Below are 16,024 nucleotides of genomic sequence, written 5' to 3'. Positions count from 1 at the left end.
TCCTAAAAACGCGCTCTCAGACGCCGGGCGCCAGGGCCAGCAGGTCCAGTAAGGCGGCCTGGCTGGGATGGGCGGCCACGGCCACAAGGCGGAACAGGGAACCGCTTTCGCCCAGGGCGCCCGCCACCGCCGGGCTGAGGCACAGGGCTGAAACAGCGCTCAAATCAGCACGGCCCTGTACCGCAAGGTTAACAAACGTACGTGCCGACCGGGGAGAAAAAAGCAGCACATGGTCAACCGTTCCGGCCGCCAAGGCGTCGCGGATGGCGGGCAGCAGCGCGTCCGCCGCCACCGCGCGGTAGAGGACCAGGCGCCGGGTGGCGAAGCCCTGGATCGCCAAGGCGCCCGCCGGATCGCCCGCCACATCCGCCCCCGCCGCATGCAGCAGCAGGCCGCCGTCGGGGCGGGCTTCGGCCGCCACCAGGCGCACCAGGTCGTTGGCATCGCCGGCGGCGGAGCGCACGGTCATGAAGCCCAGCTCGCGGGCCGCGGCGGCGGTACGGTCCCCCACCACGTACATGGGCCACGTACGGGGCGCGCCCAGGCGAGCCAGGGCCCGTACGCCGTTGACGCTGGTGATCAGGACGGCCTGCACCTGCGGCGGCAGGGGAACGTCCATATCCTCCACCGTCAGCAGCGGGTCGATCAGGACATCGTGACCCAGCGCCGCCACGGCCGCCGCCGTGCGGTCGGCCTCCAGCCGGGGGCGGGTGATGAGGACGGTGGCCATGGGTGCCGTCCCGCGTCGCCGTCAGGAAACGGTGAAGATGCCGGGCGGCAGGCGGCCCTTCAGCTCGGCGCCCGCATCCAGCCCAGCGGCCAACGCGTCCGTCGCGATAAAGCGACGGCTGGTGGTGACGATGGTGCGGCCGTCGGGGCTGAGCGCCATGGCCTCCATGTCCATGCTGCCGTCGGCCAGCACCCGCGCCAGCGCCGCGATGGGGGTGCGGCAAGACCCGTCCAGGGCCGTCAGCACACCCCGCTCCGCCGTCACGCGCAGGGCGGTGTCGGCGCAGTTCAGCGGCGCCAGCAGGCCGTTGGTCACGGCGTCGGCGATGCGGCTTTCAATGCCGATGGCCCCCTGGGCCACGGCGGGCAGCATGACATCCGCCTCCAGCACCACCGTCGCATGACCGTCCAGGTTCAGGCGGCGCAGGCCGGCCATGGCCAGCAGGGTGGCATCCACCTCGCCCTCCGCCAGCTTGCGCAGGCGGGTCTGGACGTTGCCACGCAGGGGCACCACGGTCAGGTCGGGGCGGCGGGCCAGCACCTGCGCCTGGCGCCGCAGGCTGGCGGTGCCGACGACGGCGCCGGCCGGCAATTCCATCAGCGTGGCGCCGTCGCGGCTGAACCAGGCGTCGCGCGGGTCCTCGCGCGGCAGCAGGCAGGTGATGTCCAGCCCTTCCGGCAGCACCGTGGGCACGTCCTTCATGGAATGGACGGCCAGGTCGATTTCCCCCGCCAGCAGGGCGTCTTCGATCTCCTTGGTGAACAGGCCCTTGCCGCCGGCTTCCGCCAAGGTACGGTCCAGGATACGGTCGCCCGTCGTCTTGATGACGACGATCTCGATGGCGCCGGGCACGGCAAGGTGGGGATGGGCCGCCCCCAGCCGGTCGCGCGTCTCGTGCACCTGGGCCAAGGCCAAGGGGCTGCCCCTTGTTCCGATACGCAGGGGAGCAATGGAAGTATGATGGGGCGTCGCGGTCGTCATGCCTGCCTGTCTATCCCCCTTTGCGGTTGCGGGAAAGGCCCCGGTCGGTGACAACGGCGCAAATCGTGCCGATTTGATATGGCTTAAGCCCGGCATGCGCCGGATCAAGCCCGAAGGTTTCGCCTAATGATCGTCCTGGGTATCGAGACCAGCTGTGATGAGACCGCCTGCGCCATCGTCGATGACGCGCGGGGCATCCGCGCCAACGTCGTGCTGTCGCAGTTGGATGAGCACCGCCCCTATGGCGGCGTGGTGCCGGAGGTGGCGGCCCGCGCCCACCTGCATTACCTGGACGGCCTGATCCGCCAGGCGCTGGCGGATGCCCAGCTGGACCTGTCCCAGGTCGACGCCATCGCCGCCACTGGCGGGCCCGGCCTGATCGGTGGGGTGATCGTGGGCGTCATGACGGCCAAGGCCATGGCCGCCGCGCGCAGCCTGCCCTTCGTCGCCGTGAACCATCTGGAAGGACACGCCCTGACCGCGCGCCTGACGGACGACGTACCCTTTCCCTACCTGTTGCTGCTGGTGTCGGGCGGGCATTGCCAGTTGCTGGAGGTGGAGGGCGTGGGCAAGTACCGCCGCCTGGGCACCACCATAGACGACGCGGTGGGCGAGGCCTTCGACAAGACGGCCAAGCTGCTGGGCCTGGGATATCCCGGCGGCCCACTGCTGGAAAAGGCGGCGCAGCGCGCCACCAACCCCGGCCGGTTCGAGCTGCCGGCCCCGATGAAGGGACGGCCGGACTGCGACTTCTCCTTCTCCGGCCTCAAGACCGCCGTGCGCCGGCATGTGGAACAGCTGGGCACCCCGACGGAGGCCGACGTCGCCGATCTCGCCGCCGCCTTCCATCACGCCGTGGGCCAATCACTGCTGGACCGTTGCGACCGCGCCATCAAGGCTTTCAAGGGCCGCCACCCCACCGGCAAGCATCTGGTCGTGGCCGGCGGCGTGGCCGCCAACAAGTACCTGCGGGAACAGTTGGCCAAGCTGGCCGCCAAGCGCGGCCTGACCTTCACCGCCCCGCCCCTGGCCCTGTGCACCGACAACGCCGCCATGATCGCCTGGGCGGGATTGGAACGTTTCCGCCTGGGCCAGACCGACCCCCTCGACTTCGCCCCACGCCCGCGCTGGCCGCTGGACCCGACTGCGAAGCCGATGAAGTTCGCGGGCGTGAAGGCATAGTTCCGGCTTCCCGAGGCGCCGGCGCTTGAGCCGCCGACCGTTCCACCGGAGGCTTGGGCGAATCAGTTTAGCAGGCGGTTGGCCCGCAAGCGGTCCACCGCCAGATCGATGAACGCCCGCACCTTGGCCGGGGCGTGGCGCCCCTCCGGGTGCAGCACATGTATGGGCAAGGGCGCTTCCTCATGCTCGCTGAGCACCACCCGCAGGCGCCCTTCCAGCAGCGCCGGGCCGATCTGGTAATGCAGCACCCGCGTCAGGCCCCAGCCCGCCGCCGCGGTGGCAATGGCCGCCTCATTGGTGTTGCATTGCAGGGTGGGCGTGAGCACCACCCGCTGATCCCCGGCGAAGCGCCATTCAGGCGAGGCCCAGGCGCTGGTGGAGGCGGCGACGCGGTGGCCCTTCAAATCCGCCGGCGTGAGGGGCACGCCGTGCGCCTCGAAATAGGCCGGCGCCCCGCAGACCACCCGGCGCACGGAACCCACTTTGATGGCGGTGAAGCCCGAATCCGGCAGCCGGCCGATGCGCACGGCCACGTCAACGCCCTCTTCCACGATATTCACGGGGCGGTCGACGAAAAAAGTGCGCGCCGCCATGGTCGGGTAGCTGTCCAGGTACTCCGTGACGATGGGCAGGACGTACATCTGCCCGAACAGTGCCGATGCCGTGACGGCCAGCATGCCTGACGGCGTGGCGTAGGAACCCGCCGCGGCGGCCTCCGCCTCCGTGATGTCGGCCAGGATGCGCCGGCAGTCGTCGAAGTATCGGCCGCCAGCCTCGGTCAGCTTCACCGAGCGCGTGGTGCGCACGAACAGGCGGGCGCCGATGGTTTCCTCCAGCGCCGCGATGGTCCGCGTGACCGCCGGCGCGCTCAGGTGCAGATGGCGCGCCGCTTCGGCGAAGCTTTCCATCTCGGCCACCTTCACGAAGGTGCGCATGGCCTGCCAGCGATCCATGGAATCCGTCCCCCGCGTCCCCGGCTGTCACATCAGCCGGGCCAAAAACTCCGCATAAGTACACGGATCCTGGATGATCATGTTCCGGAAATAGTCGGGCGGCGACGGCGCGCCATCCCAACGGGCCGGGGACGCTTCATCTTCCGCCGTCGCTTGGTCGGCGTCATGCATGGCGGCGGGCCATTCCGAAGCCGGCTTCACGCGCGGCAGCCCCGTCCCGGCGGGGACCGGGGCTGGAGACGTTCCGCGCCCGTCCGGCGTATAAGCGCTCATGGGCGTCGCCTCCTCAATACTCACAGCCGCTGATTTCGGCGATGGCCAGCGCGATGCGCTCGCGCGGGGTGGCCGGCAGTTCGCCCTTGGCCAGCGTGCCGCGCAAGTCCACGCCGGCGACGGCAGGGCCGCGAAGCAGGAAGCGCAGGCGGGCGAGCCCTCGGCGCAGCCGCCAAAGGAGCAACCGGGTACCTTCGGCGGCCATGTCCAGGGCCTCCGGCATCAGCAGATGGAACATTGTCGTCGTCTCCGTTTCGGGGCTCAGAGCGCCAGTTGCAGAGGCCCAGCCCCCTCCGGCCGCTCGGCCGGAACGGCGCAGCAGATCAACGCCTCCCCCTCGGCCACCGGGGCGGTTGGTTCCTTCACATAGGTCACCGCCCCCGCCAGCACCTTGGTCCGGCAACTGCCGCAGGTGCCCGAGCGGCAGCTGAACTCCGGGCTCAGGCCCCGGGCCTCCGCCAACTCCAGCAGGGTGCCGGACTCGGGCGTCCAACGCGCCTCCTTCAACGCGGTGGTGAAGACCACCGGCACCGGCCCGGCAGCGGGCGGCGGGCGGGGCGGCGCCATGGCGGCGGCCTTGTCGGCCGTCCGCACCAGGGACGACGGCCCGAAAGCCTCGGCATGGATGCGCTCATCCGCGACGTTCAGACCGCGCAGGCCGTCATAGATCCCCTGCATGAAGGGGCCCGGGCCGCACAGGTAGAAGTCGTAGTCGTTGAAGGCCAGGAAGCGGCCCAGCAGCGCCATGTCGATGCGCCCCGCGGCCTCGTAATCGGCCCCTTCCGCCGCGTCCGTGGTGTCGCTCAGCACGCGGACGACACGCACCGCGCCTTTGGCGGCCCCCACCAGTTCCGCCACTTCGGCCTCGAAGGGGCAGTCGGCCTTGGTGCGGGCGGCGTGGAACAGGATGGTGGGCCGGATGCCGCGAACCCGCAGCCCCTCGTAAACCACATGGCGCAGCATGGCCAGCATGGGCGTGATGCCCACGCCGGCGCCCAGCAGCACGGCGGGCCGCCTCTGCCGGGCGTCGATGGTGAAGCCACCGGCGGGCGCCCGCGCCTCGATGATGTCGCCAACGCGGACATGGTCGTGCAGGTGGTTGGAAACCAGCCCGTCGCGCTTCACGCTGATGCGATAGACGGAATCGGATGGCGCCACCGACAGGGTGTAGGTGCGGATGACCGGCTTATCCGCGCCGGGAAGGGTCAGGCGGATGGGCAGGTGCTGCCCCGCCTCGTGCGGGATCAGTCCGGCGCCGTCGTCCGGCATCAGGTGGAAGGAGCGTATGGTGGCGCTTTCGTCCACGATCCGGGTGACCTTGAGCGGCCGCCAGCGCGTGGCCAGGTCGGCGGCGCGCAACCGGTCGGCGGCCTGCGCCCAATCGCCCGTCATCAGGGAGTTGGGCGACCAGCCGTCCTGTTGGAAATTCCAGCGCAGGGCGAAGGCGCCCGGGCGCCGCACCACCCGCCGGGCGCGGAAGGTCCACAGCCGCTCCGCCCCCTGGAAGGCCGCGACTTCGGGGCTGTCCAGGATGACCCGGGCGTCGCCCGTCAGCTGCAGCATGTCGCCGGTCTCGAAATCGATGAAGACCAGCCCGGCCTTGCCGTTCACCAGAATGTTGCCCAGCGTGGCGAAGAACAGGTTGCCGGCGAAATCGGGGATGGTCAGCGTGCCGTCCTCGGCCACGCGGACGAAGCCCGCCTTGCCGCCGCGATGCGACACGTCCACCTGGCGGCGGTCGTCCCGGTCGGCGTATGACGCCACGAAGAAGGTGTCCGCCGCCGCGATCATGCGCCGCGCCTCGGCATCCAGCCCGGCGCTTTCCAGCACAGCGCCGGTGAACGCCTCGGCGGGGTCGCGGGCGAAGCGGTAGTCGCGCAGCTGGATGTACTGCGGGCAGTTGCCGAAGCTCTGGTCGACCTGGAAATGGTAAGGACCCGGGCCGGAGCGCAGGATGCCGTTCACCCGGTTGCGACGGCGGGTGTGCAGTTCTATCCCCAGCAGGCCGATGGCCTGCCCCTCGGCCATGCCCTCCGCCGCCGGATCCGTGGGGTCGGGCCGCGCGTCGATCTTCAGCGCCTGGGGCGTGGGGGACGTGATGAAACCCGGCCGCCCCGCCAGCAAGGTGGCCCAGGCGTCGCCGCCACGGTCGACGCCGCCCGCCACGATGAAGGGGATCTGGGCATAGAAGCCGCGGTGCTGGTCGGGCATGTGGTCGCGGATCACCCGCTGCCCCACGATCGCCATCCGCTCGGCCACGCCGACCTTCTCCTGGATGGTTTTCTCGCCGGCATGCCAGACCGCCAGCTTGGTCAACGCGGTGTCACTCATTCCCGCCTCCTTCAGCTTGGCCGGGGCGGGCGCACCGGATGGTGCGCCCACGCCCCCCCGGATCACCCGGCAACGACCGCCTCTTTGGCGGCGGACAGACCCACCGGCGTCTCGACGAAGGGCACGAAGCCCGGCAGCGCCTCGACCCGGCGCAGGAAGGCGATGACGCCGGGATATCCCGACAGGTCGACGTTCCCCTCCGGGGCGCGGGCCACGTAGCTGTAGAGCGCCACGTCGGCGACGGTCGGCGCCCCGCCCACCAGCCAGTCGCGGCCCGCCAGATGGGCCTCGAGGTTCTCCAGCAGGCCGTGCGCCCGGGCGATGACCTCCTGCGGGTTGTGCTTGGACCCGAAGACGGTGACCAGGCGGGCCGCCGCCGGGCCGTACGCCACCTCACCCGCCGCCACCGACAGCCAGCGCTGCACGGCGGCGGTGCCCTGCGCATCCTCGGGCAGCCAATCGGCGCGGCCCAGCTTGCGGGCGAGGTAGACCAGGATGGCGTTGGAGTCCGACACGACGATGCCGTCGTCCTCCAGCACCGGCACCTGGCCGAAGGGGTTGAGGGCCAGGAACTCCGGCTTCTTGTGGGCGCCGGACTTCAGGTCGACCTCGATCAGTTCGTGCGGCACCGCCAGCAGCGAAAGGAACAGGCGCGCCCGGTGGGAGTGGCCCGACAGGGGATGGTGGTAGAGCTTCATGATCCGGTTCCCGATTTCAGGACCAGGGTCATTCCCGATCCGCGAAGGCAGGGTCGCCCATTCAGCCCATGCTGAGAATTACCGGTCTCGGCACTTCATTATTGCCGGTGGCGTAATGATGGATGCCTGCCGGCGGTGCCGGATTATGGCGGTCAAACCTCCAAAGCCTCGAGCATTCTCCAATACCATGCCGGCCCTCGGCCTGAAGATGTGGCGGCCGCCCCCGCGAGGGTCGTCACACTCAGGAGCTGAAGCCCATGGAACCCACCCCGCCCTCCCCCAGCCCGACCGTCGTGCTTGTCCATGGCGCCTGGGCCGATGCCTCCAGCTGGCGCCACGTCATTCCCCTGCTGATGAAGAAAGGCGTGCGCGTCGTCGCCGTCCAGAACCCCACCACCTCCCTCGCCGACGACGTGGCGGCGACCCGGCGGGCGCTGAACACCATCCCCGGACCGGTCGTGCTGGTGGGGCACAGTTGGGGCGGCACCGTCATCACCGAGGCCGGAAACGATCCGAAGGTGAAGGCGCTGGTCTATGTGGCGGCCTTCGCGCCGGGGGTGGGCCAAAGCACCGGCGACCTGGTCGGGGCGCATGCCCCGCCGCCGGCGCTGGCCAAGATCATCGACGACGGCGCCGGCTTCCTGACCCTGAGCACCGAGGGCTGGATACAGGACGTGGGCCAGGACCTGCCGGAGGAGGAGGCCAGGCTGCTGGCGGTGCTGCAGCCGCCCCTGGCGGCCCGCACCTTCACCGACACGATCACCGAGGCCGCCTGGTCCAGCCGGCCCAACTGGTACATCGTTTCCGGCGACGACCGGATCGTCAGCGTCGAGTTGCAGCGCAAGCTGGCCGGCCTGATGAACGCCCGCACCACCGAACTGAAGGCCAGCCATCTGTCCCTGTTGTCGATGCCGGAGGCCGTGGCCCAGGTCATCGTGGAGGCGGTGGGACGCGTGGCCGGATGATCCCGGCGGCCGGCGCAGCGGCGCCGGGTCTCAGAACCCGAACTCCAGCTGCGCCGGCGGGCCGGACGCCTCAAAACTGGAAACGGTCACCCCCAGCAGGCGCACGCCCGTGGGCAGGGGATAGACGGTGCGCACCAATTCCACGGCCGTCTCGCGCAAAAGGCCCTGCGACACCACGGGTGCCGCCAGGGTGCGGCTGCGGGTGGCCTGGCGGAAGTCGCCGTACTTGATCTTCACCGTCACGGTGCGGCCGAAGGCCTGCGCCTTCTCGCACCAGGCCCACACCTCATCCGCCATGGACAGCACGCCTTGCTCCACCGCCGCCGGCTCCGTCAAATCCTCCAGGAAGGTGGTTTCGGAGCCGGAGGATTTGCGCGGCCGGTCAGAGACCACGGGGCGGTGGTCCTCGCCATGGGCGATGGCGTGGTACCAGGGACCGGACTTGCCGAAATGGGTTTGCAGGAAGCTGACGGTCTGGCGGCGCAGGTCAGCGCCGGTGTGGATGCCCAGGCTGTTCATCTTCTCCGCCGTCACCGGGCCCACGCCGTGGAACTTGGCCACCGGCAGGTTTTCCACGAAGGCCTCGCCATGGCCGGGCGGCACCACGAACTGGCCGTTGGGCTTGCGGTGGTCGGAGGCCAGCTTGGCCAGGAATTTGTTGTACGAAATGCCGGCCGAGGCGTTCAGCCCCGTCTCCGCCTTGATGCGGGCGCGGATTTCCGTGGCCGTGGCCGTCGCCGTGGGTAAGCCCCGCCGGTTTTCCGTCACGTCCAGATAAGCCTCGTCCAGCGACAGGGGCTCGATCAGGTCGGTGTAGTCGGCGAAGATCTCCCGGATCTGGCGGGAGATGGCGCGGTAGACCTCGAACCGGGGTGGCACGAAGATCAGCGGCGGGCATTTGCGCAAGGCGGTGGTGGAGGGCATGGCGCTGCGCACGCCGTACTCCCGCGCCTCGTAGCTCGCCGCCGCCACCACGCCGCGCTTGGCGCCGTAGCCCACGGCCACCGGCCGCCCGCGCAGATGCGGGTTGTCGCGCTGTTCCACCGACGCATAGAACGCGTCCATGTCGACGTGGATGATCTTGCGGATGCCGGGGCTGGTCATGGCCTCGGCATCCTAGCAGATAAGCCCAACAAGACAGAACAAAAACAGAACTAAAATTGTCCCCGCTAGCTCCCGCTTTACTGATTGGTCAGGATGACGTTACGCTTTTCCACCCCCTCAACGGGGAGCGTCAATTGCATGGGCACGAAATAAATGATCGAGCGACGCGAGATAACCCAGAAAGAGTTAAACAACATTATGATGGAAGATGAGGGGCACTTTTTTGACATAAAAGGAAAATCTATTCAGCCATCAAAACTGCAAGAAACTTTCATAGCTTTTGCAAATGCAGATGGCGGAGATATATATGTGGGAATAGAGGACAAAAAGTTTTCAGGTGAAAGGCTTTTACCCTTTTCTTCTATGGAAGAAGCTAATGGGGTCATAGCTACCTTGCTAGAGCAAACCGTTCCATCGGTTGAGAATGTCTCTATAGAGTTTCTTATTCCTCCTGCTGGTGGATATATTTTACATGTATCCATTCCAAAAAGCCCAAAGGTTCACTATACGGCTGGGGGAGAATGCTTCATAAGGCTTAATGCCCAAAAATTGAAAATTAAAGGGGAAAGAGTAACAAGTCTCGCATACTCGAAGGGCGCAACTCCCTACGAACGCGTACCCGTGGATTCCGTAACGATAGATGAAATATCGGAATCCGAGATTCTAAATAATTACATGAGTAGAATAGAAACAAATATGGAAAAATCCACATTTCTTAGAAAACAACGGCTACTTTCAGAGAAAGATACGACATTAAAACCGAATGTTGGGTGCGTACTTCTTTTTGATGAAAACCCACAAGCTACCGTCGAAACTAGATGCGCGGTAAAAGTTTATAGATTAAGAACAACAGAGAAAGATTACAAAAGAGAACATCTACCAGAAATGCCATCCACAATATCTGGAAGCATAGAACAAATAATACTGAAGACAATTGAGAAAGTTAGGGAGCTTGTCGACGGCGCATCCTTCTATGACGGGGATAAACTCGTAACTTTGAGCTACCCTGCCGAAGCCATTAAAGAACTTTTAGTTAATGCCGTTATTCATAGAGACTATAGCTTAAATGACGACATACATGTGAAGGTCTATGACAATAGGGTCGAGATAACGAGTCCTGGGAAGCTGCCCGGCTACGTGACAAAAGACAACCTCTACGATGAACGCTTTTCCCGCAACCCAAATATCGTAAGACTTCTACACAACCTGCCAAATCCATTAAATCATGACATTGGAGAGGGACTAGATACAGTCAGAAACGAATTGAAGAAAGCTGGGTTGGTAAATCCAGAATTCGAAGAAAGAGGTAATTCCTTTGTTGCGATTATTAAACATCAGCGGATTGCTTCGATTGAGGACGTTATTCTCGAATACATAGAGACGAACCCCGAAGCAATCATAACAAACAAACTCATCCGCCAACTGAGCGGCGAGGACGATATCAATAAAGTCAAAAAAGCTCTTCAGAAATTGAGAGGGGAAGGAAAATTAATACTCGTCGATAATGGTGTGAGGGCATTTAATTACAAATACAAGAAAGCATAGCCTAAATCAGGCCCAATGAGGAGTGGCGCGACTGAGCGCCACTCCCGCCGAGCCCTCACTTCTCGATCTTGAACACCTGGTAGGAATGCGGCTGCACCGTCACGCCGAAGTCAGTGCGGGCGGCCACGGTGTCGCGGCGGAACCTGCCGTCCTTGGGGGCCGCCGCCGGCGTGGCGGCGACATCGGCGTTGGTGGACAGGTTGCGCAGACGCGCGCCCTGGCCCAGCAGCGACAGGGTCACCGACACCGGCTGGTCGCGGAAGGATTCCACCACGAAGGTGTCGTTGTCATAGGCGAACAGGCTGACGTGGTCCGGGCTGTCCAGCCGCACGGGGAAGTCCTGCTGCAGGTACTTCTTCACCTCGGTCACCAGGCCCTGGGGCAGGTTATAGAGGTCGCCCGGGTTCTCCGGCATGGTCAGGACGTAGAGGATGCCCCTGGAATACCGGTTCATCAGCAGGATGGGGAAGCCCTTGGCGTTGGCCACGCCGCGGATGATGGGCCAGCTGTCGTTGGTGTAGTAGTGGATCTCGGGAAACAGGACGGCCGGGGTGTCGCGCGCCGAGTCGTTCAGGCTGTCGCCGTTGCCGGCGCCATAGCCGTTGATGAAGTCGTGGATGGCCACCTTGCGGCCCGTGTCCCACACCTCCGCGATGTCCTCGATGCCTTTCCCCTTGAGCGCGGACAGCAGGCCGGAGGTGATGACCACGGTCTTGCCCGCCGCCAGGTTGCCCTTGATCTCATCCACGATCCTGGGATCCTGCGCCGCGGCCTGGGTCAGAAGGGCCACGTCGGCGTTGGCGGGGAACTTGGGCGACAGCTCGATCGGGATGCCGATGGTGCCCAGATAGTTGTGCAGGAAGTCCTCGCCGGAGGACTGATAGGGCTTGTAGCTGGCGATCCCAATGGGCTTGCCCAGCTTGCCCAGGTCCTTGTCCACCGTCTCCAGTGCATAGCCGGCGGCGCGGCCCCAGCCCGGGCCAGGGTCGTTGGCCTGGGCGCCCGCCTTGTAGCCTGAGATCATCTCCTGCCAGCGGAAGCTGGTGGGCAGGTTGGCCCAGGTCTGGCGGTCGCCCGGCCGCACCGCCTCGGCCTCCGACATGGGGCGCCAGTTGAACAGGGTGATCTCCGGCGCCTTGGCGAACAGCGTGTCCCACAGCTGCTCGGCATAGCGGTCGACGTAGAGGGTGGAATAGGTGTCCACCCAGCCGCCGCCGTTGCCCACCCCGCCTTTCGCGTCGGTGGGCCGGATGTTGCTGTAGTACCGGTAGATCTCGTAGCTCTCGTACTGCTGCAGCAGCTGGTCGGTGATCACCGGGTCGCGCGTCTCGGTGCCGGTGTAGATGGCGTCGAAATCCTGGGACTCCTGCTCCAGATCATAGCCCGCGCCCTGGAAGTGTTCGTACCAGTTGGGGTACTTGACGATCATGCGGACCTTGGGGTTGGCCGCCTTCGCCGGCTTCAGCACCAAGTCGCGCGCCACCTGCCGCATGGTTTCCAGCCGGTACTGGGTCCAGCTGCGGTTGCCCTTGGCGGCGATGTCGGCGTCGCTCTTGCTGGCATAGAAGAAGAAATCGTCCAGGATCACGTCGTCGAAGTGCTTGGCGGCCAGCGCCGCCGCCTTGGCGCATTCCTCGCGGTCGGCCGGCTTCTCATAGTCGAAGGTGCCGAACTGCCCACCCTCGCCGCCCGCGGCCAGGGTGATGCCGCCGGACACCTGCACGCCCTTTTCCTCGAACCACTTCTTGACGCGGGTCACCTCCTCGTCGTTGGCGAAGACGTGGTTGCGATAGACCTCAAGGTAGACCTTGTTGAAATGGGTCTGGCGCATCGCCCGCTCGAACTCGCGGTCGAAGGTGGCCTTGTCGGCCAGCTGGCGGGTACTGGTGACGGCGATGTAGATCGCCACCCGGAAGTTCTCATAGCTGGAAGCGGCCGTCTTGGCCGTGGCGGCGGGCGGCGCCAGCAGGGCGGTCGGCGGCAGGTTGAGCAGGGCGGCACAGGCCGCGGCGCGGAACGCACGTTTCATGGACTCACTCCCTCTCGTCTGTTTTGTGGCCAAATCTCCGGATGAAAACGATTTCTTTCCTCGGAATCGGCGATGTTAGCGGTACCTAAATTAATCACATTTATAGGATCGACACTCAAGACGGATCCACCCCACGCCGAAGGGCTAGGCCCCGGCACCGCAGCCTAAGACGAAAGGCGGCCACGCCCGTCACCGGCAGCGCGATTGACGGAGCCACCCTGTAAGGCAAGGCTGTTCAGCCTAATTTCCTGCCTGGGCGAGGTTTCGGGCCGGATTTCAGGCGGGGAGCGGGTGGTGAGGAAGGGAACGGCCGTGCGGGATGAGGTCGATGGCCGGGTCGGTACACCGTTCCCGGACGGCGGCTGCGCCGTAAGCGCGCAGATGCGCGCCATGGATTGGTCGACCTCGCCGTTGGGCCCGGTGGCGGGCTGGTCGCCCACCCTGAAGGGCGCCGTCAGGCTGATCCTGCCGGCGCAGGCCCAGATCGTCATGTTCTGGGGGCCGGAGTTCGTGGCCCTCTACAACGCCGCCTACGCCCCCACCATCGGCAACAAGCACCCCCACGCCCTGGGCCGCCCCGCCCGCGAGCACTGGACGGAGCTGTGGGACGATTTGGAGCCGCTGCTGCGGCGGGCGCGCGACGGCGAGACGGTGGTGGCCAAGGACCGCCCCTTCCGCATCGAGCGCAGGGGCTATATCGAAACCGTCTATTTCGACATCTCCTATTCCCCCGCCCGCAACGAGGCGGGGGAGGTGGAAGGCGTGGTCTGCATCGTCGACGAGACGACGGACCGCGTCCTGGCCGACCGGCGCCTGCGCGAAAGCGAGGCCCAGTTCCGCTCCCTGGCGGAAGCCATGCCCGCCCTGGTGTGGACAGCCACGCCGGAGGGGAACCTCGACTGGTTCAACGCCCACGTCTACGCCTATACCGGCGCGCCCACAGGCGCCCTGGACGGCCACGCCTGGGCCTGGGTGACCCATCCTGACGATCTGCCCGCCGCCGTCGCCGGCTGGACCGTGGCTGTCAAGGCGGGAGAGACCTACAGTGCCGAATTCCGCCTGCGCCGGGCCGACGGGGCTTACCGCTGGCACCTCGCCCGGGCCGTGCCCATCCGCGACGAGGGCGGCGCCATCCTGCGCTGGCTGGGCACCAACACGGATATCGAGGATCAGAAAGCCGCCGCCGCGGCGCTGGCCCACCTGAACGAGACCCTGGAACGTCAGGTGGCGGAACGCACACGCGAGCGGGACAGCGCCTGGAACAATGCTCAGGACCTGCTGCTGGTGATCAGCCCGGACGGGATCTTCCGCGCCGCCAACCCCGCCTGGCGCACCATCCTGGGCTGGCGGCCGGAGGAGTTGGTCGGCAAGCATTATCTGGACCTGACCCACCCGGACGACCGGGAGATGAAGGCCCAGGCCCTGGCCCGCGCCTCAAGGGAGGCGCTGAACAATGTCGAGGCCCGCTGCCGCCACCGCGACGGCAGCTACCGCTGGATCGGCTGGCTGGCAGCACCCGAGGGCGGGCTGATCTATGCCGCCGGCCGCGACGTGACGCGGGAGCGGGAGCAGGCCCAGGCCCTGGAGCAGTCGGAAGCGCGGCTGCGCTCGGTCTTCAACACCAGCTATCAGCACCAGGGCCTGCTGTCGCCGGATGGCATCGTGCTGGACGCCAACCCCACCTCGCTGGCCGGCATCCGGGCGCGGCGGGAGGACGTGGTGGGCAAGCCCTTTTGGGAGACGCCCTGGTTCACCGCCACGCCGGGCATGCCCGACCTGGTGCGCACCGCCCTGCCCCTGGTGCGGGCGGGACGCACCGTGCGGCGGGAGGTCATCATCAACCTGCCCGCCGGCCGGCACATCTTCGACTTCTCGCTGCGGCCGGTGTTCGACAGCGCCGGCGCCGTCATCGCCATCGTGCCCGAAGCCATGGACGTGACCGCCCGCCGCGCCGCCGAGGAGCAACTGCGCCAGGCGCAGAAGATGGATGCGTTGGGCCAGTTGACCGGCGGCATCGCCCACGACTTCAACAACATGCTGATGGGCATCTCCGGCGCTGTGGAACTGATCCGCCGCCGGGTGAACGCAGGGCGCCATGACGGGCTGGACCGTTACCTCGATGCGGCGTCGACCGCGGTGCAGCGGGCCGCCGCCCTGACCCATCGCCTGCTGGCCTTCGCCCGGCGGCAGTCGCTGGATACCCGCCCGCAGGATCTCAACGCGCTCGTTTCCACCTTCGCCGACGTGCTGCGCCGCACCTTGGGTCCGGACGTCACCCTGGAGACGACGCTTGCGCCCGGGCTGTGGCCGGCCCTGACCGACGCCAACCAGTTCGAAAGCGCGCTGCTGAACCTGGCGCTGAACGCCCGTGACGCCATGCCGGGCGGCGGCCACCTGACCATCACCACCGCGAACCAGACCCTGGCGGAGAGCCGCAACGGGGCGGAGAAGCGCGCCGCCGGCGATTACGTGGTGGTCCAGGTGTCGGACACCGGCACCGGCATGGCGCCGTCGGTGCGGGAGAAGGCCTTCGACCCCTTCTTCACCACCAAGCCCATCGGCCAGGGTACGGGCCTGGGCCTGTCCATGATCTACGGCTACGCCCGCCAGTCCGGCGGCCACGTCCATATCGACAGCGCGGTCGGCCAGGGCACCACCGTCACCCTGATCCTGCGCCGAGCCCCGCCGGAAGAGACGAAGGCACTGCCGCCCGAGCCCGCCGCCCAGCCGGGCCTGGGGGAGACGGTGCTGGTGGTGGAGGATGACGGCACGGTGCGCATGCTGGTCATCGACGTGCTGGAGGACCTGGGCTACCGCCATATCGAGGCGACGGACGCGCGCAGCGCCATCCCCCATCTGGAGTCCCGCCGCGCCATCGACCTGCTGGTCACCGATGTGGGCCTGCCCAACATGAACGGCCGCCAGCTGGCGGAAATCGCCCGCCAGTTGCGCCCGCGACTGAAGGTGCTGTTCATCACCGGCTACGCCGGAAACGCCACGGCCCGCGCCGGCTTCCTTCAGCCCGGCATGGACATCCTGGCCAAGCCCTTCACACTGGAAGCCCTGGGCGCCAAGATCCGGGACATGCTGCGCGCCTGACGGGCCCCGGCAGCGCCGGACGTGGCGAGACCGAGGCACCCCTGCTGCCCATAACATGAAAGCCCGTGACCGGAAGGCCACGGGCTTTTGACACATGCGGATGAACCGGGAGTGGCCGGATCACGACACCGGAC

At 66.7% G+C, this 16,024-nt stretch carries 14 protein-coding genes (1 of these 14 running past the window's edge); 4 read left to right on the top strand and 10 right to left on the bottom strand.

Annotation, left to right across the window (positions count from 1 at the left end; all coding sequences use genetic code 11):
- Positions 1-16: 16 nt before the first annotated feature.
- Positions 17-730 carry a uroporphyrinogen-III synthase gene (locus UAA55_RS18555; protein ID WP_322954607.1) on the bottom strand — a complete coding sequence of 238 codons (714 nt, stop codon included), beginning with the start codon at positions 728-730 and terminating at the stop codon, positions 17-19.
- A gap of 21 nt (positions 731-751) precedes the next feature.
- Positions 752-1,711 carry a hydroxymethylbilane synthase gene (hemC, locus tag UAA55_RS18550; RefSeq protein WP_322954606.1) on the bottom strand — a complete coding sequence of 320 codons (960 nt, stop codon included), beginning with the start codon at positions 1,709-1,711 and terminating at the stop codon, positions 752-754.
- Positions 1,712-1,837: 126 nt separating this feature from the next.
- Here hemC and tsaD point away from each other — a divergent pair, with 126 nt between their 5' ends.
- Complete coding sequence (gene tsaD / locus UAA55_RS18545) at positions 1,838-2,893, top strand: tRNA (adenosine(37)-N6)-threonylcarbamoyltransferase complex transferase subunit TsaD (RefSeq protein ID WP_322954605.1); 1,056 nt, start codon at positions 1,838-1,840, stop codon at positions 2,891-2,893.
- A gap of 62 nt (positions 2,894-2,955) precedes the next feature.
- On the opposite strand, the gene UAA55_RS18540 is transcribed toward tsaD, so the two are convergent.
- From UAA55_RS18540 to UAA55_RS18520, 5 genes are all read right to left on the bottom strand, one after another.
- Positions 2,956-3,846 (bottom strand): LysR family transcriptional regulator, encoded by an 891-nt coding sequence (locus UAA55_RS18540; RefSeq protein WP_322954604.1) that lies wholly within the window; start codon positions 3,844-3,846, stop codon positions 2,956-2,958.
- Between the two features lie 27 nt (positions 3,847-3,873).
- Positions 3,874-4,119: a hypothetical protein gene (locus UAA55_RS18535; RefSeq protein ID WP_322954603.1), complete on the bottom strand. Its 246-nt coding sequence runs from the start codon at positions 4,117-4,119 to the stop codon at positions 3,874-3,876.
- Positions 4,120-4,132: 13 nt separating this feature from the next.
- Complete coding sequence (locus UAA55_RS18530) at positions 4,133-4,357, bottom strand: hypothetical protein (protein ID WP_322954602.1); 225 nt, start codon at positions 4,355-4,357, stop codon at positions 4,133-4,135.
- 23 nt (positions 4,358-4,380) lie between these two features.
- Entirely contained in the window at positions 4,381-6,450 is a 2,070-nt protein-coding gene (locus tag UAA55_RS18525) for a 2Fe-2S iron-sulfur cluster-binding protein (protein WP_322954601.1), read from the bottom strand.
- Positions 6,451-6,512: 62 nt separating this feature from the next.
- Positions 6,513-7,148 carry a glutathione S-transferase family protein gene (locus UAA55_RS18520; RefSeq protein WP_322954600.1) on the bottom strand — a complete coding sequence of 212 codons (636 nt, stop codon included), beginning with the start codon at positions 7,146-7,148 and terminating at the stop codon, positions 6,513-6,515.
- A 257-nt stretch (positions 7,149-7,405) separates the two neighbouring features.
- Here UAA55_RS18520 and UAA55_RS18515 point away from each other — a divergent pair, with 257 nt between their 5' ends.
- Complete coding sequence (locus UAA55_RS18515; protein WP_322954599.1) at positions 7,406-8,113, top strand: alpha/beta fold hydrolase; 708 nt, start codon at positions 7,406-7,408, stop codon at positions 8,111-8,113.
- Between the two features lie 30 nt (positions 8,114-8,143).
- On the opposite strand, the gene dinB is transcribed toward UAA55_RS18515, so the two are convergent.
- Positions 8,144-9,217, bottom strand: coding sequence for a DNA polymerase IV (gene dinB / locus UAA55_RS18510; protein ID WP_322954598.1), 1,074 nt, complete (start codon positions 9,215-9,217; stop codon positions 8,144-8,146).
- A 153-nt stretch (positions 9,218-9,370) separates the two neighbouring features.
- Between dinB and UAA55_RS18505 the strand changes: the two genes are divergently transcribed.
- Positions 9,371-10,762: an ATP-binding protein gene (locus UAA55_RS18505; RefSeq protein WP_322954597.1), complete on the top strand. Its 1,392-nt coding sequence runs from the start codon at positions 9,371-9,373 to the stop codon at positions 10,760-10,762.
- A gap of 55 nt (positions 10,763-10,817) precedes the next feature.
- Here UAA55_RS18505 and UAA55_RS18500 read toward each other — a convergent pair whose 3' ends face one another.
- Positions 10,818-12,791, bottom strand: a complete 1,974-nt coding sequence (locus tag UAA55_RS18500) for a hypothetical protein (protein ID WP_322954596.1) — start codon at positions 12,789-12,791, stop codon at positions 10,818-10,820.
- A gap of 294 nt (positions 12,792-13,085) precedes the next feature.
- Here UAA55_RS18500 and UAA55_RS18495 point away from each other — a divergent pair, with 294 nt between their 5' ends.
- Positions 13,086-15,890: a PAS domain S-box protein gene (locus UAA55_RS18495; protein WP_322954593.1), complete on the top strand. Its 2,805-nt coding sequence runs from the start codon at positions 13,086-13,088 to the stop codon at positions 15,888-15,890.
- Positions 15,891-16,010: 120 nt separating this feature from the next.
- On the opposite strand, the gene UAA55_RS18490 is transcribed toward UAA55_RS18495, so the two are convergent.
- Positions 16,011-16,024: the end of a hypothetical protein gene (locus UAA55_RS18490; protein WP_322954592.1), read on the bottom strand. It continues 334 nt past the right edge of the window; only the last 14 of its 348 coding nucleotides appear in the window; its start codon lies beyond the right edge, outside the window; the stop codon is at positions 16,011-16,013.

This window comes from Nitrospirillum guanabarense, assembly GCF_034653355.1.
In the GTDB taxonomy this organism is placed as follows: domain Bacteria; phylum Pseudomonadota; class Alphaproteobacteria; order Azospirillales; family Azospirillaceae; genus Nitrospirillum.
Note: the sequence above shows the minus strand (reverse complement) of the source record. Positions and strands in the feature narration are given on the sequence as shown.